General features: G+C 27.5%; 26 protein-coding genes. 25 read left to right on the top strand and 1 reads right to left on the bottom strand.

Annotation, left to right across the window (positions count from 1 at the left end):
* The first annotated feature begins 70 nt into the window (after positions 1-70).
* The 25 genes from ACIQ06_RS04120 (at position 71) to ACIQ06_RS04000 (ending at position 24,843) form a co-directional block, all read left to right on the top strand.
* The gene (locus ACIQ06_RS04120; RefSeq protein WP_396144012.1) at positions 71-328 is read left to right on the top strand and encodes a hypothetical protein; all 258 of its coding nucleotides are present in this window, start codon (positions 71-73) and stop codon (positions 326-328) included.
* Positions 329-394: 66 nt separating this feature from the next.
* Positions 395-1,810: a TlpA family protein disulfide reductase gene (locus ACIQ06_RS04115; RefSeq protein WP_396144011.1), complete on the top strand. Its 1,416-nt coding sequence runs from the start codon at positions 395-397 to the stop codon at positions 1,808-1,810.
* Entirely contained in the window at positions 1,811-4,003 is a 2,193-nt protein-coding gene (locus ACIQ06_RS04110; protein WP_396144010.1) for a peptidase domain-containing ABC transporter, read from the top strand. It begins immediately after the preceding gene.
* 3 nt (positions 4,004-4,006) lie between these two features.
* Entirely contained in the window at positions 4,007-5,296 is a 1,290-nt protein-coding gene (locus ACIQ06_RS04105; RefSeq protein WP_396144009.1) for an HlyD family secretion protein, read from the top strand.
* Positions 5,297-5,635: 339 nt separating this feature from the next.
* Positions 5,636-6,862 (top strand): hypothetical protein, encoded by a 1,227-nt coding sequence (locus tag ACIQ06_RS04100; RefSeq protein ID WP_396144008.1) that lies wholly within the window; start codon positions 5,636-5,638, stop codon positions 6,860-6,862.
* An 83-nt stretch (positions 6,863-6,945) separates the two neighbouring features.
* Positions 6,946-7,827 (top strand): DUF4747 family protein, encoded by an 882-nt coding sequence (locus ACIQ06_RS04095; RefSeq protein ID WP_396144007.1) that lies wholly within the window; start codon positions 6,946-6,948, stop codon positions 7,825-7,827.
* Complete coding sequence (locus tag ACIQ06_RS04090) at positions 7,814-8,440, top strand: hypothetical protein (RefSeq protein WP_396144006.1); 627 nt, start codon at positions 7,814-7,816, stop codon at positions 8,438-8,440. The genes ACIQ06_RS04095 and ACIQ06_RS04090 overlap by 14 nt, the downstream gene beginning before the upstream one ends.
* An 81-nt stretch (positions 8,441-8,521) precedes the next feature.
* Positions 8,522-8,860: a hypothetical protein gene (locus ACIQ06_RS04085; RefSeq protein WP_396144005.1), complete on the top strand. Its 339-nt coding sequence runs from the start codon at positions 8,522-8,524 to the stop codon at positions 8,858-8,860.
* 150 nt (positions 8,861-9,010) lie between these two features.
* Positions 9,011-9,457, top strand: a complete 447-nt coding sequence (locus ACIQ06_RS04080; protein ID WP_396144004.1) for a hypothetical protein — start codon at positions 9,011-9,013, stop codon at positions 9,455-9,457.
* 4 nt (positions 9,458-9,461) lie between these two features.
* Positions 9,462-9,614, top strand: a complete 153-nt coding sequence (locus tag ACIQ06_RS04075) for a hypothetical protein (protein WP_396144003.1) — start codon at positions 9,462-9,464, stop codon at positions 9,612-9,614.
* Positions 9,615-9,685: 71 nt separating this feature from the next.
* Entirely contained in the window at positions 9,686-9,829 is a 144-nt protein-coding gene (locus ACIQ06_RS04070; RefSeq protein ID WP_396144002.1) for a hypothetical protein, read from the top strand.
* Positions 9,830-9,984: 155 nt separating this feature from the next.
* A complete protein-coding gene (locus tag ACIQ06_RS04065; RefSeq protein WP_396144001.1) occupies positions 9,985-10,224 on the top strand; it encodes a hypothetical protein in 240 nt (79 codons plus the stop codon).
* 115 nt (positions 10,225-10,339) lie between these two features.
* Positions 10,340-11,833, top strand: a complete 1,494-nt coding sequence (locus ACIQ06_RS04060) for a hypothetical protein (protein ID WP_396144000.1) — start codon at positions 10,340-10,342, stop codon at positions 11,831-11,833.
* Between the two features lie 177 nt (positions 11,834-12,010).
* Complete coding sequence (locus ACIQ06_RS04055; RefSeq protein ID WP_396143999.1) at positions 12,011-14,002, top strand: hypothetical protein; 1,992 nt, start codon at positions 12,011-12,013, stop codon at positions 14,000-14,002.
* 228 nt (positions 14,003-14,230) lie between these two features.
* Positions 14,231-14,371: a hypothetical protein gene (locus ACIQ06_RS04050; protein ID WP_396143998.1), complete on the top strand. Its 141-nt coding sequence runs from the start codon at positions 14,231-14,233 to the stop codon at positions 14,369-14,371.
* 321 nt (positions 14,372-14,692) lie between these two features.
* Positions 14,693-17,713: an Eco57I restriction-modification methylase domain-containing protein gene (locus tag ACIQ06_RS04045; RefSeq protein WP_396143997.1), complete on the top strand. Its 3,021-nt coding sequence runs from the start codon at positions 14,693-14,695 to the stop codon at positions 17,711-17,713.
* Positions 17,714-17,715: 2 nt separating this feature from the next.
* Entirely contained in the window at positions 17,716-18,018 is a 303-nt protein-coding gene (locus ACIQ06_RS04040; RefSeq protein ID WP_396143996.1) for a hypothetical protein, read from the top strand.
* A gap of 26 nt (positions 18,019-18,044) precedes the next feature.
* The gene (locus ACIQ06_RS04035) at positions 18,045-19,466 is read left to right on the top strand and encodes a hypothetical protein (protein WP_396143995.1); all 1,422 of its coding nucleotides are present in this window, start codon (positions 18,045-18,047) and stop codon (positions 19,464-19,466) included.
* 280 nt (positions 19,467-19,746) lie between these two features.
* A complete protein-coding gene (locus ACIQ06_RS04030) occupies positions 19,747-20,703 on the top strand; it encodes a hypothetical protein (RefSeq protein WP_396143994.1) in 957 nt (318 codons plus the stop codon).
* On the top strand, positions 20,696-21,793 hold the full coding sequence (locus tag ACIQ06_RS04025) for a hypothetical protein (protein ID WP_396143993.1): 1,098 nt from the start codon (positions 20,696-20,698) through the stop codon (positions 21,791-21,793). Before ACIQ06_RS04030 ends, ACIQ06_RS04025 begins: the two co-directional genes overlap by 8 nt.
* A gap of 132 nt (positions 21,794-21,925) precedes the next feature.
* Entirely contained in the window at positions 21,926-22,798 is an 873-nt protein-coding gene (locus tag ACIQ06_RS04020; protein ID WP_396143992.1) for an Abi family protein, read from the top strand.
* 314 nt (positions 22,799-23,112) lie between these two features.
* Positions 23,113-23,652 (top strand): hypothetical protein, encoded by a 540-nt coding sequence (locus ACIQ06_RS04015; RefSeq protein ID WP_396143991.1) that lies wholly within the window; start codon positions 23,113-23,115, stop codon positions 23,650-23,652.
* Positions 23,653-23,664: 12 nt separating this feature from the next.
* The gene (locus tag ACIQ06_RS04010; protein ID WP_396143990.1) at positions 23,665-24,057 is read left to right on the top strand and encodes a multiprotein-bridging factor 1 family protein; all 393 of its coding nucleotides are present in this window, start codon (positions 23,665-23,667) and stop codon (positions 24,055-24,057) included.
* Positions 24,047-24,490, top strand: a complete 444-nt coding sequence (locus ACIQ06_RS04005; RefSeq protein WP_396143989.1) for a hypothetical protein — start codon at positions 24,047-24,049, stop codon at positions 24,488-24,490. The genes ACIQ06_RS04010 and ACIQ06_RS04005 overlap by 11 nt, the downstream gene beginning before the upstream one ends.
* 80 nt (positions 24,491-24,570) lie before the next feature.
* A complete protein-coding gene (locus tag ACIQ06_RS04000; protein WP_396143988.1) occupies positions 24,571-24,843 on the top strand; it encodes a hypothetical protein in 273 nt (90 codons plus the stop codon).
* Positions 24,844-25,275: 432 nt separating this feature from the next.
* Here the strand turns inward: ACIQ06_RS04000 and ACIQ06_RS03995 are convergent.
* On the bottom strand, positions 25,276-25,757 hold a 482-nt coding region (locus tag ACIQ06_RS03995; RefSeq protein ID WP_396143987.1), incomplete at its 5' end, for a hypothetical protein.

The following is a 25,757-nucleotide window of genomic DNA, read 5'->3' as shown; positions in this document are numbered from 1 at the left end:
TGCAAGAGTAGTCAGAAACTCAACTGACTTAAAAAAGATTGAGAGATAAATCATTTTTATACTTTAAATTATGTTAAAAAACATTTTAAATTTAGAAGGTGTTTCTCTTTTAAACAAAGAGGAACAAAAAAACGTTAATGGTGGTAGAACAAATTTAGGTTATTGCAATGCTAGAAGATGGGTAATCAATTCATCTGGTACATTAGTATCACAAGTAATGATTATGAACAGCTATGCAAATTCTGTAGCATATGCCGCAAGTGGTAGTGGTGGACAAGGCGATGTTTGTTGCACCGTTGAAGGTTGTGCAAATTCACCATGGGCATAGCCTAGAATAACAACAATTTAATAATGCCTAATATTAGAAATAATATTAGGCTATAAATTTAATTTTATGAGAAAATATTTAATACTATTATTAATAGCTTGCTTTTCGTTTGTATCATGTTTTAATGAAATCAAAAAAAACACAAATGATAAAGATTCTTACATTACACTTGTCTTTAACAATCCAAAAATAAAAGACACTCTTTTTTACAAAGGAAAACCCTATTCAATTATTGAAAATCAAATTTCATATTGCGAAGACAATAGTTTTATCCACAAAGTTTTAGATATAACAAACGAATCAAAAACAATTCGTATAAAAACGTCTAAGCCTATTTTTCTTCGTCACCTCTATTACATAAATAATACATATTTCAGTGATTATGTTTTTTACCCTAACGATACTCTTACTTTTGAGTACAAAAACGGGATTCCTTTTGTTAAAAGTAATAAGAATAAGAATTACGATTTAAATCATAAGAGTTTTTTTAATAAAAAAAACCGGCTAGCAAATGAAGATATTCTATATTTTAATATAAATAACAAATTCAAAGATGAAAATGAGTTACGAAAAGATTCTATTTTAGTAAAAAAAATTGAAACAAAACAGTTATCTTTTTATGATTCATTAAAAAAAGTAGGAAAAATAAACGAACTTGATTATAACTCAAATATTTTATATATAAAATACACAACTTTTTTAGATCAAGCAGAGCCTATAAAAATCTTAAAAGAACATTATAATTTGGCAATTGAAGGCTACAAATCTTTGATAAATAGTGCATTTATGAAATATAGTAATTTAAAATATACTAAAGGTAAACTCCCTAATTTTAAAGATTATTTTAATAAAGCTGTTTCTTTAAAAGACATTGACGATAACAATAGAGATTATTTAATGTTTAATTTTTTAGAAAATCTTATTACTCTTGGGTTAAAAGAAGACTTTTTAGCCTGTTTTAATGTTTTTGAAAATGAAGTGCATAATAAATCTTTATTAATTTTTTTTAGGGACAAATATCCTTCTATTATTACAACCAAAGAAAATGAAAATAAAGAAGTTTTGCTTTTTGACAAAGACAAAAACAAGACATCATTAAAAAATATACTTAAAAGAAACAAGGGTAAAGTTATATATGTTGATTTTTGGGCAAGTTGGTGTGCCCCATGCAGAGCGTTACTTCCAAGTTCAAAAAAACTTGATGAAGAATATAAAAACAAAGGAGTTGTTTTTATATACATATCAACTGATACAGAAATTGAAAAATGGATTAAAACAAACGAAAAAGAAAAACTATCAAATTCAATTAATAGCTATTTAGCTATTAATTACCCTGAAGGTAATTTATTTCAAGAACTACAACTTAAAAACATACCTCGCTATATTATTTTTGATAAAAAAGGAATTCTTGTGAATAGCAATGCTCCAAAGCCTGATAGCAAAGAAGTTAAAATTGAGTTCAATAAGTATCTTGAAGAGTAAATGATAAAATTCCCAACTTATATACAAGCCGATTCCAAAGATTGTGGTGCAACTTGCTTAAAAATCATAGCAAAGCATTATGGCAAAACTCTTAATATACAAACTTTAAGAAAACTATCAGAAACAACAAGAGAAGGCACAAGTTTATTATCCCTTTCAGAAGCATCAGAAAATATTGGGCTCCGTTCTCTAGGTATCAAATTAAATGTTACAAAACTTAAAGAAGCGCCACTTCCTTTAATACTTCATTGGAATAAAGAACATTTTGTGGTGCTTTACAAAATAAAAAAAAGCATTTATTACATTTCAGACCCAGCTCATGGACTAATTGAATATACTAAAGAAGAATTTCAAAAATTTTGGATTGGCAATAATGCCAACGAATTTACGCAAGAAGGTATTGCATTACTTTTAGAAACTACACCAAAATTCCATCAATCAGAATTTAAAGACAAAGAAACCAAAACCTTCGGTTTTGGTCTTCTCTTTAAATATCTTTTTCCTTATAAATCTTTTGTGTTTCAATTAGCAATAGGTTTATTGGCAGGCAGTATAATGCAATTAATTGTTCCATTTTTAACACAAAGCGTTGTTGATATTGGTATTCAAAATCAAAACATTCACTTTATTTATTTAATTCTTTTTGCACAATTATTTTTATTTTTTGGGCGTACGGCGTTGGAACTTATTCGTAGTTGGATTTTATTACATTTATCAACTAGAATAAACATTTCTTTAATCTCTGATTTTTTTATCAAATTAATGAATTTACCCATTTCATTCTTTGATGTTCGTATGACTGGCGACATTATGCAACGCATCAACGACCATCATAGAATTGAAAAAATTTTAACAACTTCGTCTTTAAGCGTTTTGTTTTCTGCAATCAATATGGTTATTATGGGCGGAATACTAGCCTATTATAACTTAAAAATTTTTGCAGTCTTTTTTATTGGTAGTGTTTTATATTTCTTTTGGATAACAATATTTTTAAAAAGACGAAAAGAACTAGACTATAAAAGATTTTCAGAAGTTTCTCAAGAACAAAGTAAAGTAATTGAACTTATTAATGGAATGCAAGAAATAAAACTGCACAATGCCGAAAAACAAAAGCGTTGGGGTTGGGAATACATTCAAGCACGACTTTTTAAAGTGTCAATGAAAGGTTTAGCTTTAGAACAAACACAAACTATAGGTTCAAACTTTATCAATGAATTAAAAAATATAATCATTGTTTTTTTATCTGCTAAACTTGTAATTGATGGTCAAATTACATTGGGTATGATGATGGCAATATCAAGTATAGTAGGTAGTTTAAATGCTCCAGTTTTGCAATTAATTGGTTTTATCAGAGAGGCACAAGATGCAAAAATATCTTTAGCTCGATTGTCTGAAATCCACGAGAGAGAAGATGAAACCCAACAGGAAGAAACTCAAACTCATAACATACCTCAAAACAGCGATATAGTAATCAAAGATTTATCATTTCGATATATTGGTTCTGATTCTATAGTTTTAGGCAATTTAAACTTAACAATTCCAGCTAATAAAATAACTGCAATCGTGGGAACAAGTGGTAGTGGTAAAACCACTCTAATGAAACTATTATTAAAATTTTATGAACCTATAAATGGAGAAATCTCAATTGGTACAACACCTCTAAAAACAATTGCTCAAAAAACTTGGCGAAGTCATTTAGGTTGTGTCATGCAAGAGGGTTATATTTTTAATGATACAATTGCCAATAACATAGCCATTGGTGAAGATATAATTGATAAAGAACGATTAGTTTACGCTGTAGATGTGGCTAATATCAAAGATTTTATTCAAGATTATCCTTTGGGTTATAATACCAAAATTGGGATGGAAGGTGTCGGAATGAGTACTGGACAAAAACAACGACTATTAATTGCTAGAGCTGTTTATAAAAATCCGGAAATGTTATTTTTTGATGAAGCTACTTCTGCCCTAGATGCCAATAACGAAAAGGAAATTATGGAGAAACTAGATATTTTCTTTAAGAATAAAACTGTAGTAGTCATTGCACATCGTTTAAGTACGGTTATGAACGCAGACCAAATAGTAGTATTAGAAAAAGGAAAAATAGTAGAAATTGGGAATCATAAAGAATTAGTTGATTTAAAAGGGAGTTATTTTAAGTTAGTAAAAAATCAATTGCAATTAGGAAGTTAAAAAATGGAAGATAATAAAAATAACACTTTTGAACTCCGAAGTGAAGAAGTTCAAGAGATACTTACTCGTGTTCCACATTGGTTAATCCGCTGGGGTTCTGCGGTAGTTTTAACAATTTTAGTAATGCTTTTACTTGTTTCATGGATTATTAAATATCCAGATATTGTAAATAGTGATATTGTAATAACTACCAATATTCCACCACAAAAATTAATTGCAAAAACATCGGGTAAAATCGAAGTTATCTTAATCAATGACAAAACAAATATTAGTAAAAATACACCACTTGCTGTAATTGAAAATACAGCAAACTATAAAGATGTTTTTTTATTAAAAAGCATTGTAGATACAATAAATATTGAGCAATCAAATTTTCCATTCCATAAATTACAATCTGCACAACTAGGTGATATTGAAAGTAGTTTTGCAATATTTCAAAAAGAATATATTGCTGACGAATTAAACAAAAAATTACAACCGTATAAAGTCGACGGCAATGCACACAGTTTAGAAAGTATTCAATTAAAAGAACGATTAAAATTATTAGAATCTCAAAAAAGCATCAATCAAAACGAATTAGAACTTAGTAAACTCGATTTAGAACGTTACCAAACTTTATTTAATAAAGGAATTATTGCATCGCAAGAACTTGAAAAACACAAGCTAAATTATTTGGCAACCGAGAAAGGATATAAAAATTTATTAAGTTCCATTTCTTCATTAAAGTCTTCCTTAAATGAATTAAACAGAGCATCACAAACAACCACAATAAACGAAAATAAAGAGAATGTAAATTTAGAACGCAATGTTATTCAAGCATTTTATCAATTAAAAAAAACAATTAAAGATTGGGAACTAAATTATGTTTTTCGTTCTGCCATCAAGGGTAAAGTTTCTTTTTTACAAATTTGGACTGTAAATCAAACAATAAATGCAGGCGATAATGTTTTCGCAGTAATCCCAAGTAGCGAAAATGGTTATATAGGTAAAGTAAAAGCAAAAGCACAAAATTCAGGCAAAATAAAAATAGGGCAAAATGTTAATATTAGACTTGAAAATTATCCTGATAGAGAATTTGGTATCATCAAAGGTAAAATTAAAACAATTTCTTTAACTCCCGATAAAGATGGTAACTTATTAATAGATGTAATTTTACCAAATGGAATTCAAACATCTTACAAAAAACAAATCACTTTTAGACAAGAAATGACCGGCACTGCAGACATTGTTACTAAAGACGCTAGATTAATTGAACGGTTTTTTTATCAATTTAGAGATATTTTTAAAAGATAATACAAAATATAAGACGCTGTAACAAATTAAGAAAAATACAATAATAAAAAATTTTTCTAATTATTTAAAAATATAAAATAAAAGTTAACAATTAAATTAAAAGCACTATGAACTAATCAAATTACAAAGTAGAATAGAAATAGGCCTTTTCTAATAAAATTGTATTTATATACATGAGCCAATTAAAAACCAATCAAAAGAATACTGTAGACCTTTACTAACTGCTTATATGTATAAACAAAAGAATAAAATACCATCAAAAACCGTAATTAAATACTCAAAAAACCGTAAAACCAATTGAATGTATATTTATAATTTGTGGCTTTATTATTTAAATAAATGCCAGCAGCAATCTACATATCAGGTTTAGGACAATCAACCAATAAAGAGTCGGTTGAGAAATATGCTGCACGGTATATAAAAGAATTAGAATACAGTACTAGTGGTATAAACCATTACACCAAAGTTGAAAAAATCTATTACAGTGACGACCAAAGTAGTTTAGCCGTTAGAATCTACCAAAACTCGAAAGAAATACTAAAATCAAACAAAGACACCCTACTCTACACCATCTATGACTTCGAATATAACGACCTTTTAATTCAGAATTTTCAAAACAAAAACATTTTATTTAAAAATATAACAATACTAATATTAGTAATAAGAAAACTACCAAGACTAATAACAAGTTTGTTCAAGAAAAAAACCTACACCAAAGCAGGACAAACATTCTATATGTTCTTGTTGTTTTTAATTATGGCATTTGCGGTTGTATTAGTTATTCCTTCTCTATTAGGATTTGTTGATGGAACCAATTTAACCTTTATCAAAAATCATTTAGATAGTAATATAATAAACATGCTAAGATATTTAAGGGACTTTAGCCTAAAAATGCTTCCAATAACCTCACTAGCAATTATATTCATTCCAGAATCAAGCACGATATTAACAAAAGTAGCCGCTGAGTTCAGTACAATAGACAACTACATACAATACGGTGAACAATCACAAATTATACAAGGTAATCTCGATGCATTAATAGAATACATCGTAGAAAACGAAGAAAAGCCAACCATACATTTACACACCTACAGTTTCGGGAGTATCATCGCATTAGATGCATTATTTCCAATAGGAACTGAACCATGTGACAACATACTAAATAACATAAAGCTACTTATAACCGTTGGGGCTCCTTATGAATTCATTGACAACTACTATCCAAATTTCTACACCGACAGAACCGACAAGATGTCCAAAAAAATAGAATGGATAAACGTATATTCCACCATGGATGCCTTCTCGAGTAATTTCCGTAGAGATAACGAAGCAAAAGAAGCCCAATATGGTATTATGGGCAAAAATGAAGTGCCAATAAACCTCAACTACGAAATAGCTCGAAGAGAAAAATACAACTTATTCAGTTTTTTAACCCTAAAACACATAACCATGCACCAATCTTACTGGGACGACTCCAAATACGGACAATCCTGTACGAGGTTGATATTTAATAAAATGAAGGAATTAAAATATTGGAAAATAGAAACAAATAAAATAAAATTATAATATTTCACGCTAATCTATTATAGATATTGCTATTACAAAAGAAATAGTTAAACTATTCAGTTCATAAAAAAAATGATAAACATATGAGAAAAGAGGAAAGAGAAAAACATCAATATTTTTATCTATTAAATATTAAATTAAGAGATAAAAGATCAAATAAAGATTTAAATGAGCATGATTATATTCGTTTATTTAAGGATGTATATGATACAAAAACACATGCTGAATCATCATCAACAAAGCATTGTATTTTCAGAACCTTGTTTTTTGATGATGATATTAATGGGGTAAAATTTATTTCAGGAACGTTAGCACAATTCACATTTATAAAAAATGACAAATGGTTCAGTTTAAAATCACTTGATATTGACGAAGAATTTAAAGTTCCAAATGGTTTATTTCCTGATGCTAAAATTACTCAAGTGATATTTGTCCCTAAAGCTCATAGACTTGCATATAAAATCAATACAGATTTTAAAACAAAGCCTTATACTATAAAAAAATTTTTAACAATTGCTTTAAACGAAGTATGTAAAGAAAATGAATACGTTCAAGTTGATGTAGAAACGGATTATTCAAGTTTTGAAAAAATTATGAATTCAAATTTCATTAAAAAATTGACGATAGATATTAATTATTCAAATTTTGATAATGGAGGTGATTTCAAAGAGTTTATTGAAAATGATATTAAAGCTTCGGATTCAAGTAGATTAGTAATTGAGGCTACTCATAAACCTAATAAAACAATAAAAATAAAAGAAAGTCAAATATTAACAGGTGCCTTGGAATCTTCTATTAGCAATGGAGAAAGTGAAGCCAAAATAATAGATGAAAATGGAAGAGTAGATACTATCAAGACTTCTGATTACCCTTTAAAAGAACATGTATATGGCGTAATTAGTAGTTTTAATAGATTGGTTTTAGAGAAAATCATTAACAGATTTAGAAACGATGACAAAAACTAATCAAAATTATAGTACAATTAAGGAAACCACAATTTTTGGTATTAATTCAATATTTGAAATTGTTGGAGTAAAAAAAGTTTTATTTTCAAATTGGATAAATATTTTACCTTTTGTTTCAGCATTTTTAATTGTAATATTATGTTTTATCTTAAAAATAGATTTTTATATCACAGTAATTGAAATCAAAAATTTAATGATAAATTTTCTACCTGGTATTTTAGGTTTTACAGTTGCTGGATACTCATTTATGATTGGGTTAATTCATGTTGGTATGATAAATAAGATTACAGAACCAATAAGTAAGGAAAATAAATTCAGTTTGTATCAAAAATCATCTGCAACTTTTGCTGCTAATATAATAATACAAGCTATATCATTAGTCTTTGCATATTTATTTCATTTGCTCATTTTTTTTGATAAAAAAAAGCAAATGAAAATTGATATAAAGGATATTTATGTAACACTGATAAATTTAGTTGCTCTACTATCAATTTCATATTTGTTTGCTATTTCATTATTAATGATAATACAGGTAATAATCAATATTTTTAATTTTAGCCAACTTCATCACTATTTTGTAAACAAAGAGAAGATTGAAAGCTTTAAAGATTAGTTATGATAAAATTGATTCTTGATTTTTTTTTTCATAACTAACCAATTTTAAATTGATAGTAGAACATATAAACTTAATATAATGGCAACAACAATAGAAAGTATCGAAATCCTTCAAGAATATTTAAAAGGAGTATTAGATAGAGCAAATCATCATGCCCAAAACGTCAACAATATAGCTTTAGCTGTTGCTGGAGGCATAATTTGGCGTTCAACTAACCGAATTAAGGTTTTATCTCGTGAAGGAGACATGAAAAATGTATTGTGGGTTGAAGTAAATCAAACTAGGCTTTGCTTTGTTTATGATCATACATGCGGGAATATCGATATCAGAGAATCTAGTATTCAAGGAAATACTATAAAATCATTTAATAATAAAACGCCTTTAGAGGAAGTAAAATCATTTTTTGAGTCAATATAAAAACACATTATGTACATATTCTTTTAAACAAAAAACTGAATTTACTATTTCGAAGGAATCAACTAACATTCATGTAATCAATCATGTAATAGCCTCTAGCTACCTCTCGATTCCCATCGCGTGGTAACCAAACAAAAATTAATTATAAAAATGGGAAAAAATAAAGAACATATTGCAAATCTAAATGAATATTTAAAAACCGCAGAAACAAGAGCAAAGTATTCAATTGAAAGATTTGACATTTTAATCATTTCATTATCAAGTGGAGGTATTGCGCTTGTCACTGGATTTTTTGATAAATTTATAGGTATTAACAAAAATGATGTTTTCTATGGAAGTTTATTCTTTTCAATAGCTATTATAATTAATTTACTTTCACAAGTAACAGGATATTTTGCAAATCGTAATGATATTAAATATTGTAATGAGGAAATAAGAGAATTAGAAGGCAAAAATTATAATTTAAATTATCAGAAATATGATTGTTTTAAAAAAATATTTGATTTTTTCACAACATTATTTAATGGCATATCCCTTTTAAGTTTTATAGCTGGGGCAATATTTATACTAATCTTTATTAAAAATTTAAAATCATAAAGTTATGAGCGACGAAGAAAAAATTAGAAGAGAACAGGAAGAACGAATTAAAAGAGAGCAAGAACAAAGAAGAATTGAAGAAGAAAGAAGAAGGACTGAACTTAACGAACAAATTAAAAAAGGAATTGGTTCAGGTGATAGACCAAAAAGAGATTAATTTCTAGCATCTAAAGTTTACTGACTTTAGAGCCAGTGTAAATGTAAAAAAGTAATAAAAAATAAAACACCATGCAAAAAATTCAAGCAATCAAACCAGGACCAAAAAGAATAGCAACATCAACAGGAAAACCAGACCAACGTCAACGTGATAATAAGGGAACGCCAGGCAATACTCCATCGTTAAAACCATCAAAATCAACACCAAAAAAATAGAACACCAATATCGCGTGATTCTAATCGATTAGTAATTAATAAAAAGAGAGTTAGCTACTACGAAATATTTATAACCAATAGTTAAAAAGTTATATATCATTTATGATAGCTATTTGTTTAGATTAAATATTCGAATAACCTTAAAAATAAAAATTATGACACCAAAGGAATTAAAACAAATAGCTTTTAATGCGACTATAATTGAGTATGAAAATATTCTTAATAAATTAAAACAATCTGCTGAAAATGGCGGTTTAGGTGCAAATTTTGATAAAATTAGTGAAGGTGCAATTTATCAACTTAAAACAGCTGGTTTTGATGTGCTGTTAAAAACTAACTACAGCGGTATCAAGATTGGGGGGAAATCAAGTAAATATTTTGAAGTAAAATTTTAAACTTATGAATAAAATAATAATTATACTAGTTTGCATTTTCTATTCTTTAAACTTTAATGCTCAAAGTAAAAAAGACTCGTTTGAAATTGCATCAAAAAAAAATTCTGAGTACTCAATGAAATATGAAAAAGAAATTGATAAATTATATTCTGAGATTGCATTAATAAAATCTAAACAAGATGGTAATATAAACACATTAAATTGGATTTTAGGTTTTTTAGGAACACTTTTATTAGGAGGATTTATAGTTTCTGTCAATGCCTCAAACAAAAATGAAAGTAGGTCTAAAGAACTATTTGATATGTATAAGATAGATAAATCTAATAATGACAATAGAAATAACGAACTATATGGGATGTTTTTAGATGATAGAGAAAAAAGTGAACAAACTGCTATAAAAACAACTGAAACAACCATAGCACTTGTTAATAGAACTTTAGAGTTAGCTGTTCAAGCAAGCGAACGTTCTTCAAAATCACTCCAAATTAGACTATCAAATATTTTAAACTCTATAGAAAAGGAATCAATTGAATTAATTAAAGAGTCTAAATCCTTTGATGATGACAGAAAATTAACTACTAAAAGAGAAAATCAAAATGAAATTCATAGATTAGGAAATAAAATTGAAGGACTTGAAAATAACCTAGTTATTTTAGACCAAGATGGGTTAGATAATTCTCAAGTGATTAAATTGTCTCCATATGCAACTTTTATAAAAGGTATTGACCAATATTTAAAAGAGCAGTTTGATGATGCAATTAAAACCTGGACAAATCTATTAGAAAGTGATTTTAAATGTGTTGATCAAGAAAAACTAAAATCTTTAACCTTTTATTGGATTGGATATTTACATAACAACCGTGGAGAATTTGAAGACGGACTCAAAAACTTTGAAGAAGCAGAAAAATTATGTACTGATTCTAGAAAATATGAACTGCAAAGAATGAAAGTTGAAACTCGATTTTTTAATAATGAAGATTCTACCTCAATTGCAAATGAATTAAACGATATAATTACTGAAATTAACGTAGATGACACCTTGAAAAATAAAATTTCAATAAAAAAAGCAAGATTAGCTAAAGTATTGAACACATTAGGTAATGTTTATTATTCTAGCTACGGTAATACAGAAAATCAAGAACTAAAAAAGACATTGTTAAATCAATCTAAAACAACTTTCTTACAAGTATTAAATATTGAAGAAAATGAAAATATTATAGATAAAATAGCTGAAATAGAAAGTGAAGATAAAAATAAATTAAAATGGGATATTTATGGGTTAGCGGAATCAATGTATCACATTGATGAAGAAAATAAAAAGATAGCAATTGCATTATTTGAAAAAGAAGTTATAACATTAGCTGAAAGAGAATATGATACAAGGGAAGAAAAAAGAACAAAGGTTTTGGCTAAATCTTGTCAACTTTTATGTTGGCAGAGAATTAACCCGAACGATAAAGAAAAACTAGAAAATATAAGAGCTATGATTGAAATTCCACTTTCTGATTTAAATGATAGTCTAACAATTTATTCTCAAATTTTAAGAAGAAATATAGAATATTCAGAATTTAAAAATCAATTAAAGCTAGTTATCAATAATAAAATATAACTACATACAGAGGCAGTGTATAAGAAATTGGGCAATAGCTTAATTTAATGTTTGTTTTGCACTTTTGATTTTAAATGTTTAAACGAAAGTTTAGTACTTACAAATCCCAACTTCTTAAAGTTGCCAAACGTTAGCAAATATTTTATACATACAAAAAAATTACAAAACTCTTATATTTTGGATAAAATTATAAAAACTCTACATCTAAGATTAGATAGTACATCTAAATCTTTAACTAAAAATGCTGTTTCTCAATTAATAGTTAGAATACTTTTTCAATCCGATAAATCTTTAACAATTGATCAAATTGGAACTGAAGTTTCTAGACTGCTTAACACATCAATTAACATTAAGCGAATTGATGATGGGCTTTATAAGTTAATGGAAAAAAATGAAATTAAACTGGAAGAAAAAAAATATATACTAACTAGGCCTAATAGAAGAACTCTTGAAAAGAGATATCAAGAGTCAAAAGATAGACTTGATAGAATAATTGAAAATTATTTTGTACCTTTTAATTCTGGCAAAGAAATTGTAATTGAATGGTTTTCAGATGCTACAATAGAATTTTTTAAGGCATATTCTAGCGAATGGATTTCTGACTTATGCTACACTAAGACTGAGAAACTAAAAACCAAAAAAGAGGATATTTTAGCACATATTAAACGTAGAACTAGACATAATAAAAATTTACACCCTGATGATTATGAATTACTTATAGACAAGTTTATTAATGCAATCATTTATAAAAAAGACTCTGACCTAGATGCTCATCTTTGGCAATATGGAACATCAGCTTTTTCGGCTAACTTACTTCAAGCTTCTGTTGGAGCAGATCCAATGTCTATAAATGCTTTCAGTGATTCTAAATGTATTTTGGATACAAATGTTTTGATGAATATAGGATTAGAAGCAAGTGAATATCATGAGGCAATTAAAAAATTAGAAATTGTTTTTGAAAAATTAAACATTACACCTGGTTATTTAGCCATTACAGAAACTGAGTATGTAAAAACTAGCGCGAACAAAAAAGGAGAGATTCTTCGGGCAGCATCAAAGTTTTCTGTAGATGTTCTAAAAGAAACTGACGATCATTTCCTTCAGTCCGCAATAAAAAGACAATGTCATCTATTAGAAGATTTTGAAACTTTTTGTGCTCAAATTGCTAATCCACCAAAAAAATTAGATGGTACTTTAGACATATTACTATTTAATAACGATGAACAATTGGATAGTGAAATTGCTAGCGCGCAAAACGATTCTAAAAAAAAAGCAATTATAAACGATATTTATAAAAAAGCTACTGGAAACGATAAACGAGAAGCTCCTTTAATTCATGATGTTGGAATAATTGCTGGGGCAGAATACTACAGAAAAACTGAAAAAGCATTTATTCTATCGCAAGAAATTTCTGTTAATAGATATTCTCATAGTAAACCTGTTAAGGAAGACCTTCCAATTGCTATAAAACTAGAAACTCTGATTAATATGCTTGCCATTGACAATGGTGGTACTGATGTAAATCCGTTAGACTTTTCAACGTTATTTGCGAACATGATTCGTTTTGATTTGCATCCTGACAAAAATACTTTCCAGATTGCTGATCTCTCTAAAATTTTAGACAATGAACTGCAAATCGAACAATTACCAGCAGAAGAAATAATTAAAATTGCTCAAGGTCTTCATATTAATCGATTAAAAGGGTTATCCGAAGAGGAAATTAGTTTATCGTTAAATCGAGAATTTCAAGATGTAAAGCTCAAATTCATACAAGATTATGATACCGTTTATGAAAATCTTTCTTTTGAGAAGAGAGAGAATGAAATCAAAACAAAAAAGCTAAGTCAAACAGAAAAAGCATTAAAAGATCATATTCGACAAGAAGAGACTAAAAACTATGAGAGTAAAGTTTTTAGAAACAAATTAAAATGGTTTATCATTATACCCCTAACCTTTATTGTACTTACTTGCTTTGGCATTTATTATTATAATAACACAGAAGATTCACATTTTGAAAATTATTTAATAGGTATTGCTATTAATTTGGTGTTTTGGATTATCTCGTCACTAGCTTTGACTAAACCCAAGCTTTTTAAAAGACATGAAGAGTTAAGACTAAATCTTGAAAAACTAATTGAAACAAGGTTTGACAATGAAACAAAAACATAAAAAACATTTGCTAACATAGGTTTACATCGTTACCTTGGCTTAGGACATATCGATAAACTAATCGGGGAAAAAAATATTGAAGCTTTTACTTTCAAAGTTATCGGATACTCGTTATCGCCAGTCTTTAAAATACAAAACAAACTTAGAGTTTGGAAACGTTTGTGGCAATTTTTCAGCTCCTCTCTTTCTAAAATAAGTTACCTAAAAATTAAACACTTTTAATATCTTATGAAAACAATCCAAGCAATCAAACCAGAAACAAAACCAAAAAAAGAAGATGGAACACCTTATAAAAGAAGAAGAGTGACACTAGAAACAAAACACAAACACCCTGATTTAAAAACACAAAAACACAAACCAAATGATTAATTTAATTGTATTAATAATTGAAGTAATTGTCAATATGATGATCAATCTATGTGAATTATAATTCACATAGACAACACAAAACTCTAGAAGTAATAGAAGCTCAAATTATAAACTTATTTGGATAAAGCATTCATTAATGCAATTCAGAACATTTGAATTGGATTTTGAAAATCAAAATAAAAGCCATAGAAAAACATAAGTTTAATCCATACCAAATTTGAACAAAAGCGATAAAATAGAACGGTTCAAAACACAATACAATTTTCGTACAATACTCATATTTTTTTTCTATTTTAGTAAAATAAACTTTAAGGTTACCAAATGTCATTATTCCAAGCTTCAGTACTAAAAAAATATAGCAGCCAGTTAGATAAACCAACGGTTCAAAAAGCCTATAAAAAATATTCTAAGTACTTCCACAATAGCGCTATTCAGGAAAACATTCGCAATAGCAAAGAAGAGCAATTTCAAGAAGGATTTTTGAGAGAGCTTTTTGTAGATATTTTGGGTTATACTCTAAATCCTTCACCAAAATTCAATTTAACAACCGAACTTAAAAATCTAAAAGGTGCAAAAAAAGTAGATGGTGCCATTCTAAAAGACGACAAGGCACTGGCTGTAATCGAATTAAAAGGTACAAATACCAAAGATTTAGAAAGCATTCGCCAACAAGCTTTTGATTACAAAGCCAATCAAATTGGTTGTATATATGTCATTACTTCAAACTTTGAAAAGCTGCGCTTTTACATAAATAACGCAGTAGATTTTGAAGAGTTTAATCTATTTACTTTAACTGAAACCGAATTTGAATTGTTCTATTTGTGTTTGGCTAAAGACAATTTATTAGCTAACAAACCTTTAACAATAAAAGAAGCTTCAATTGTTGAAGAGGAAAATATAACCAAGAAGTTTTACGGTGATTATTCCATTTTTAAACGTGAGTTATATCGTGATTTGGTAAAGCAAAACATGAAAAACGAAACTTTTCGAGAATTAAACGAAAAGAATGTCAAACTTACCTTATTTAAAAAATCTCAAAAGTTAATCGATAGATTCCTTTTTATTCTATTTGCTGAAGACCGAGGTTTATTAGCTCCAAACTCTATTACCACGATTTTAAACGAATGGAAAGCGTTGGAAGAATTAGACATGGTTGTTCCTCTATATGACCGTTATAAGCAATACTTTAGCTATTTAGACACAGGAAGAAAAGGAACCGATAAAAAAGAAGAAATCTTTGCTTACAATGGAGGTTTATTCCAACCAGATGCGTTGTTAGATGCCATGATAATTGACGACGATTTATTGTACCGTCATACCAAAAAGCTCACAACGTATGACTTTCAAAGTCAAGTGGATGTGAATATTTTAGGGCATATTTTTGAACATTCGTTAAATGAAATTGAGAGTGTAAATGCCGAAATTGAAGGCACTGATTTCGACAAGCAAAAAACCAAACGAAAAAAAGATGGTGTTTTCTACACACCAAAATACATAACCAAATACATTGTTGACAATACCATTGGAAAATTATGTACCGATAAAAAACAAGAATTAGGCATTATCGACGAAGAGTATGCCAAAGGCAGAAAAAACCGCCAAGCTACTACTATTGTAAAACTAGACCAACAATTAAAAGAGTACCGAGATTGGTTGTTGCAATTAACCATTTGTGATCCTGCTTGTGGTTCTGGAGCTTTCTTAAACCAAGCATTAGATTTTTTAATTAGAGAACACAGTTATGTAGACGAACTAAATAGACAATTATTTGGTGGTGGTTTTGCATTTCCTGATATTGAAAATCAAATTTTAGAACACAACATTTACGGAGTAGATTTAAATGAGGAAAGTGTTGAAATTGCGAAACTTTCTTTATGGTTAAGAACTGCTCAACCAAAAAGAAAACTAACCAGTTTAAACAATAATATCAAATGTGGTAACTCTTTAATTGAAAGTAAAGCTGTTGCTGGAGACAAAGCGTTCAATTGGAAAGAACAATTTCCCGAAGTATTTGAAAAAGGTGGTTTTGATGTGATTATTGGAAATCCACCTTATGTTCCTACAGAATATATTACAGAGATTGATAAAACATATTTAGAAAAGAATTATCAATCTGCATTTGGACGCATGAATTTATACCCAATTTTTTATGAAAAAGGAATTAGCACTTTGAGAGAAAAAGGAATACTAGGCTTTATCACACCATATACCATTTTAAAAAATCAATACTATAAGGAAGCAAGAAAATATATAATTGATAATACTAAAATTATTGAACTCATTGATTTTAAAGGAATACTAGTTTTTCAAGATGCAGCTGTAGATTCGATAATTCTTTTATTACAAAAAGAAGTAAATGATAAATACCAATTTAAGCAAATTTCAAATATCGTTTCCTTTGAAAACCAAATTTATAGTTTAGATAATTTTGATATATCTGAAATAAAACAGAATGAAGATTTATCAATGTTAGTTACTAATAATGATAAGTTAATAAAACGACTATCAAAAAACACAAAACCTTTAAAAGAAATTTTAAATTTCAATCAAGGAATTATTACTGGTGGCAACAGTAAATATATTACAAATAAAAAATCAGAACTCACTGAAAAGGTAATAACCGGTAGTGATTTTAATAGATATTTATTAAACAATTCTAATCAATATATTATTTATGATGTAAAAGAATTGCATAGACCAAGGAAAAGAGAAATTTTTGAAGCTACAGAAAAAATACTTTTAAGACAAACAGCATCATATCCAATTTGTACAATTGACTACGAACAATTTTTCACACTAGATACTGTTCATAATGGTTTATTAATTGATCAAGACTATTCATTAAAATATTTATTAGTATTAATGAATAGTAGATTATTGAGATTTTTCTATGAAAGCCAAATAAATGAAGGTGGAAAAGTTTTTGCACAAGTTAAAATTATTTATATTGATCCTTTGCCTATTCAAATATTAACAAAAACTAAACAAAAACCATTTGAAGAAATTGCAGATAAAATGTTTTTGTTAAAAAATAATTTACAAGAGTTATCTCAAAAATTTCAACGAACAATTCAAAGGAAATTCAATTTAGAGGATTTGCCAAAAAAACTCCAAGATTGGTATGTATTGACTTATGCAGAATTCATAAAAGAATTAGCCAAAAAGAAAGTAAAACTTTCGCTATCTGAAGAAGCAGAATGGGAAGATTATTTTGAAACCGAGAGCAAAAAAGCACAAGATTTAAAAGCTCAAATTGACAAAACAGATAAGAAAATAGACCAAATGGTTTATGAGTTGTATGGGTTGAGTGAAGAGGAAATTGGGATTGTTGAGAATAGTTAAGTATGAATAAAGAATTACAAGAACTTTCAGCAAAAATTGATAAAATACTTGAAATGCAAGAACTGATTTTAAGTAAATTAAGTCAAAGTACAATATTAGCAAAAGAGCCAATTATTCCAACACAGAAGCTAACTAAAAAGGAAGTAAGCCAACAAAAAATGGATGAGTTTTCATTAATTTTTGATAACCAACATAGGTTACAATCAAAATTTAATTTGGCAACTGTACCACAAAAAAATAGAGTTTTAGAATATTTAAGAACCAATGAACCAAAAGTTTTTGATGGACTGAAAAGGAGAAAATAATATAATAGTAAACAATAGAATTAATTATGCCTGAAAGAATAAGTACCATTTTGAAAGTTTCTGAAAAAGAACTTGAAGAAAAAGGAGTTTTCAACTCTTTTATTGACATAGATTCAAGTTTATACATAGACCCTTGTTTGTTAGAAAATTTGAATATTGATGAATTTAAAAACTCATATAATTCATTTAAAACTCATTTTTCAAATATTATTATACTTATTGATAAAATTAAGAGACCTAAAGATGCTTATTGGATTCAGGCACATAAAAGATTACAATTTAAAGAATTTAGATTTACTGGGTTAGGTTATTCCGTAGGAGGTAAAAAAGGGAATGGAATTGGGAAAGTATTAGCTGAAAAAATGCTAAATATTTCAATGGAAATTATTGAGGATGGCATTAAAGACCCAGTAATTTTTGAATTGATTGGTTTAATACAAGATAATATTAGTTTAGATAGAATAAGTGATATGGCTACTCACATTATCAAACAAGATTTAATAAATTATACTATTAGAGTCAGCGAGGAATTAAATATTACTACTAGACCCATTGGAAGAACAAAAAAATATAATTTACCTTTTAATCCATACAATAATGAACCTATAATTTTTATACCAAAAAAAATATTAAGAGATATTCCAATTGCATTTTGTTGGGAGGATATTGACATAGTAATTTCAGAAACAGATAGTTTAAAATCTGAAGTTAATAAAATTATTTCAACAAGTTGGAAAGATGTAATGAGAAGAAGTAAAGACCATGTCAGAAATTTTTTACTTGAAAATAAAGAAGCTTTTAAAGATTTAATTACACAATATAAAGAAAAACCTCGAGTAGAATATGATTTTTTAAATGACCCATTAGGAGAAATAATTTGGGCTAAATTATCTGAAGATGCAGTTGTTGAATATCCAATTGACTTCAAGAAATTAAAATTAAATCCTGTTACCAGTGAAAATATTTTAGAAGTTGTAAGAGTTATATGTAATCAGTATAGTCATTTGATTGAAAATTGTGGTTGGTATGAATATTTATATTACGAAGGTAAATTGCGGAATGAAAGATTTGCACAGAAATTGTTTTATGGTATAGCGGATGTTCATTGTAGAGCAAATGACTTAAATTTGAGTAGAGAACCAAATGCAGGTAATGGAGCTTTAGATTTTAAAATTACGAAAGGATATAATAGTGTTGTAACAGTAGAATTAAAATATAGCACAAACTCAAATCTTGTAAAAGGCTATTTAGTTCAATTACCAACATATAATAAAGCTGAAAATTCTCGAAATAGTATTTATTTAGTCCTAAAAACAAAGGATAGTGATACTGGAATTAAAAATTTAGAAAGAGAATATGACAACTTGATTAAAAAAGGAGAATATGCTCCAGAAATAATTGTAGTAGATGCAAGAGCAAAATTATCAGCTAGTAAAAGAGATTATTAAAAAGTAAATAACATACACCCTATGTTGCGGATTTGTTATCCGTGACTTCAAAATATAGTAAATAAAATAATGAATAATATCAATTCGAGACGGCTGCTATTAAAAGTATTTGATGATAAGTTAACAGCACAAAATGGTCTATTATATTAGTTACAATGGTTTTATTATTAGCCTATGTGACAAAGATACTTACTAGGCATGAGTTGTTTGGATTGAGTGAGGAAGAAATTGGGATTGTAGAGAATAGTTAGACAATTAATTATAAATTAAATATTATAATATGGGAGAAACATCAAAAAGAAGTGGTGAACACGGTGAAGAAATAGTAGAAAAATTTCTAAAGGAGATTATAGGTTATTCAAATATTCAAACAAATAAAACAATTGAATGTGTTTATAATAAAAAACATGTGATTTCTACTTCAAACAATAGACAAACACATGGAATTGACGCGATTGTTTATGGTAAGAATAATTTAAAAGATGACAACTTAGAAGTAGGTATTGTTTCAATAAAACATACAATAGACCATTATCCAAAACTAACAACATTTGAAACAAAATTTCAAGAATATTTTAAAGAATTGGTGTTTACAATAAATTGCTTTAAAAAACATCCTTTAAGTTCTGAAATTAATCAATCGGTAACTGCTGAAGAAGTAAAAAGTACAGATTATGTTGGTATTATTTTTTGGCTATCTAATAAAGACAAAAAGGAAGATGATGAATGGAATATTAGAACTAAAATAAACACTAAACTAACAACAATTGAAAATGAAGTTTATGACAAAGTTTTAATAGTTGATAATGATATTTTTGAATTTTTATTTAATAATATTTTACATATAAAAAAGACTTACGAAAAAGTAGATTTTATTTACCCAAAAACAGGTTTTAATATTTCAAGTAGCAATTTAGGTTATGGTAGCAAACTTCCATTATTATATTTAAATTCTAACGTAATACCCATAAGAATTGAGGACAAAGGTGAAAAGTATTTATTCATGTTAATTAAGGATAATTTTTCAGAAGAAAGTTTTATTAGTTTAATTAATTTGGCAAAAAACTTAAATTCTTTACAAACAACAAACTCAACAATATTTTCATTTCCTAACTTTAATAAATTTGACCATAAACAAATTATTGATAAAGTTTTAGCACTTAAAGAAATAGATGAAAATTTAAGAAGTCAAATAAAAGTCGTAAAACATAATATAGATTTTAGAAATAATGAATAATATACTTCCAAACGGTACAGAGTTAAGAGATTTGCTTTCTAACTCATTTTTAACAACATCATACTTGAACAAGTTGTTACAGGATAAAGGCATTATAACTCAAAATTCTGATAGAAATGCTTCATTTCCTATCTATATGTCACTTTTACTTTCGCAAGAAGAGTTTATTTATTTGTATGAAAAGAACAATGAAAAAGAGGAAAAAGACAAAGTAAAATCTGTTGTTATTCCAATTGATGAAAATATTGATTTAGCTGATTTATGCCTTGATTTAAATATAAAAGAAATTTTAATTGATAAGTTAACCTATACTCCAAATTATGAAATATATGGCACCCCAAATATGGTTATTAGCAATGATGAAATAAATCTGGATATTACTATTAAAAAAACATCTAATATAAAAGGATGGTCTAACAGAGAGTCATACCATACAGCTTCATTAAGTTTAAAAAAAGAAAATGATAAACTTATTGGTACTAAAACTTTTACTTCAAAAGATTCAGAAAAAGTGATTGATTTTGCAATCGGAAATTATGAAGAAAAGTTGAAAGAAAAAAATTACTTTAAAAAAGATAAAATAATTAGTAGGATATTATTTGGAAACTTTAGTAATGTTAATAGATTTAAATTTTTCTATTCATTTGCAAATGACTTTAAAGATATAATGAAGTTTGATGAAATAACTGATATTAATATATTGCCAGACAATAAAAAATCAAATGAATTACCTTTAGAATTAAAAGATTTTTTTAATAACGTAAATAATTTAAGCTTAAGAGGGAAAAAACTACAAGACCATATATTTATAACTCAAAAAGACAACCATGAATTTATCCAATTAAAATCGATTAAATTCAAATATAGTTTTGATAAAATGGGTTGTGATGGAACTAGTGTAATCGAGTTTGAATTTCCAGACAAAAACAATATGGATACTTCTGAATTTCAATTCCATATTTCAAGTCTGTTAATAGATAAAAAAGATAAAGAACTTGTAACTAATTCAGTAATAACAAAAAAGATTAATTCAGTTTTAAACAAATACAAATTGGAAAAATTTGAGCTTTTTAGAACCGAAGAAAGCTAATTTAAGATAGTTTTGTCCTCAGATACATCAACTGAGTAGACCTCTATCACGGTTAATCAAAATTAATTTGTGTTTACAGATTTTAAAACAGCAAAAATTGATTAAAAAAATAATTTATAGAATAAATTAATAATGGGAAAGTTTGCAATACCAATATCGGAACAAATAAAAAAACTTACCGGAAGAGGACTAAGTCTTGAATGTTATGATGAAGCGAAAATTAAAGAGATACTTTTAGATATTGGATATTATCGAATAGGTTTTTATTGCCATCCATTTATAGACGAAGCAACAGATAGGTTTAAAAATGATATTAAGATTTCAAACATTGTTGATTTATACTATTTAGATGCCGATTTAAAATATATCTTGCTAAAATATATTAATAGAATAGAGTTAAATTTTAGAACAAAATTAATCTATTTCTCATCGATGAAATATAAAAAAGACCCTATTTGGTTTGTGAACAACACTATAATGGAGCAAAGCTTTATTGATGATTTTGAAAATATTTATTCTGAAAAATTTAAAACTGAAAATCTAACTATAAAAAAACATCATAATAAATATCCTAAAGATAATTATGCTCCAGTTTGGAAAACATTTGAATATTTAACTTTAGGTGCAATAATAACAGTTTTTACAAATATAAAAGATGATGAATTAAAAATAAGAATATCTGAATGTTATGGTATCAGGGATTTAGGCAAATTTATAAGGTTATTACATACTGTTAGACAATTAAGAAATATTTGTGCTCATAATGGCGTTCTTTTTGATTATAGTCTACCTCAAAGTATAAACTCAATACCTCAAATAACTTTTAATAAAGGTGACAGAAATTCTGTTGATGCTTGTATTAAGGTAATTAGCTTTTTTACAAAATGCATTTCAGAGAATAGACATAACGATATTGAGAGGGAAATTAAAGAATTGTTTGATAGCTTTAATGATTATGATTTAATAAAAAGTGTGATTTCTGAAAAAATAAATTATAATTTTTAGTTATTTAATTGGTAATAGTCAAAAATGTTGTATTTTTGTACTGTTAAAAGTGCCTCATTATTCGTATGCTTTAATGGTGCACTATAAAAAAACATTAAGAAACCCAGATTTGCTCTGGGTTTTGTCTTTTTTATACTTTAAGTTTGAAAGACTAATCTTCATAACTAATAACTAACCAAAAGCCTGATGTCACTGAATTGTAATCGTGACTTCAAAATATAGTAAGTGAAATAATGAATAACCTCAATTCCTTTCGCGAATAAAACAATTTAACATTAAATAATCATAAAATACACTTAAAAGTGTATTTTTGTTTGCAAACTAATAATAAAGTGAATATATTTGCTCTAGAAATATGGGATGATGAAGCTGCTAAATGCACTTTTTACACCGTAAAATATGATGATGCCGAGACAAATGAAACTGATTTATTCTTTGAAAAATATGATGCAATAGCAGAATATAAAGAAGCAAATCAAGAATTGTTGTCTTTTGTATTGTTATCAATTGGTAATGATCACGGAGCAATAGATGAATTATTCAATAGAGATGAAAACGAAGTTAAGGGATTACCTGTCCAAGGTAAAACAACAATCGAAAATATTACTTACCACTTTCCGGAATTTCCATTAAGATTATACGCCTTAAAAATCACAAACAACATAGTTATACTTTTCAATGGAGGTATCAAAGATGGTCCAACAAATCAAACAAGTTCATTGCATTTAGAATGGAGAGCAGCATGTGAATTCGCAAAACGAATTAATGAAGCTTTACACGATGGAACAATAATTGTAAATGAAAAACTTAGAAAACTAACTAATTATGATGGTTCAGATGAAATCATCCTCTAAAAATCCAAAACAATGAGAAGCAAAGTAGCACAAAGAATTTTAGCAGAAACACCGGAGGAAACAAAAATCTTCGCGAGATTATATGCTGATATCGTGGTTCGAGTAAATCAGTTGTTAAAAGCAAAAGGATTTAGCCAAAAAGATTTAGCAGATAAGCTAGAAAAAAGACCTTCCGAAGTGAACAAATGGTTGGTGGGAGAACATAACTTTACCTTACGTTCTTTAGCTAAACTTGAAGCAGAACTTGGGGAACCAATTATTAATGTTCCACAAAGAAAGCCAATGGGAACAACTGGATATGTAACACTCTATAGAAACAATGTTATAAATACAGATGTAGCATATACAAGTGCATGGAAAAAATCAAAATCAAACAATAAAACAGCATTAGCCAATGTCAGCTAATTTATTACAACCTGAAAAAATCGAAATTGTTGATTTTAAAATCATAAAAGGACAAATTAATAGTCCATTCGATTTTGAGGAAGAAAAAGTGCAAGGTCACAATTTCAATGTAAACTTTGAATTAGGTTTTAATATTCCAGATAAATTAATTAAAGTTGATTTTTCAGTAAATGTTGAAACCAAAAGTGAAAAAGAGGATTGCGAAGAAGCAATCGGAGCGTTCAGTTTTGTTTATGTTTTTCATGTGGATAATATTGAAGAATTAACCAAATTAGAGGAAGACAGTACGGTTACAATAAGTCCTGCCTTAGGAAATGCTTTAGCAGCAATTACATATTCAACATCAAGAGGAATACTAATGACACGATTTCAAGGTACAGCCTTAAGTAATTTCATATTACCGGTTATCAATCCTAATAAGTTGATAGAATAATTTTATATTCCTCAAAGAGTTTACTTTGTCCCATTTATAGTAAATATTTGGGACATTTTTTTTAAGCAAATAATTCGAAAATGAAAAATTTTGAAAAGTTCGTAAAGCATATTGTTAATAAATGGAGAGCTGAAGGTAAACTAATTTTAGAGAAAGGTGGCTTGGGTGTTCCAATGCCAAATAAAATAGCTGGTGATTATGCAGGTGCCTTGTCAATAGAAACTAGTAAAAAGTTACAACATCGTTTAAAAAAAACTAAAGCATATAAGTTATTCCAAATGAATGCAACTAATCTTGATTTTACTATAATTAATGAAAAACTTATTACTAGTCATAAATTAGGTTTAAAATAAATTATCTCATTCATCTGAACAAAAATTTCTCCTAGTCAATGTATTCCTAGCATCAATTATTTGTTTGCTTCATTTCACTAATTCCATTTCTTAATAACTAAAACGTACTTTTTTGTTTAGTGGTAAATTATCGTTTTAGGTTTCCAAGCGCAACCCCCATCCTCTTCGAAGTTTCCTTTAATTGTGTTTCCTGCAAATTGATAGCATTTATAAACAAAGTAGGATTTAGCAAATTTGTAATTACTTAAGCTATAATATTATTCTACCTCTAGAAATTGGCTATTTACGAATTAAAAAAAAACTTTTTTCTTTAGTAGCATTAACAGTTAACTATTGTTAAATATTTCTGAGGAAAGGTTTATAACTTTCCTTTAATTTTTTAAGGGTACATTTTACCTTTGTTTCAGTATAAAAAAACAAGTAATAAAAACCTTAAAAACTCTTGCTTTTCAAGGCTTGTATGCTTTCCATATAATCATTAATAATATTTAAGTAAATTTCATTAACATTAGCTTCATTAAACTCTAAATGTGGATGCTTATCTTGATTCTCAATTGGGTCCTTAGAATCGATTAATTCTTTCAAGTTTTTAATATGTAAATGTGTTTGATTTTCTTCTTCCCAAACTTCAAAAGTTTCATTCCAGTTGTGCTCCAACGTAGTATATATAAATTCGATAATGCTTGACTTGTAATTAGTAACAACATATGCATAAAAAGAACCTCTTTCGTCAAGCGACAAACTCTCTCTTGAAACTAAAAATTGATCATACAAACTATCAAGGAATTCATCATTTACAGATAAATCAGGTCGAAAATCATAAAACCATTTCTTAACTTCTTTTATTTCTATTTCTTTTGTTTTCATACTTAATTCTGTTTTAAAGTTGTTTTTTAGGATTACATAATTCATAT

This window comes from Flavobacterium sp., assembly GCF_044341265.1.
Classification (GTDB): domain Bacteria; phylum Bacteroidota; class Bacteroidia; order Flavobacteriales; family Flavobacteriaceae; genus Flavobacterium.
The sequence above is the reverse complement of the archived record's forward strand: the minus strand, read 5'-3'. Positions and strand labels throughout refer to the sequence as shown.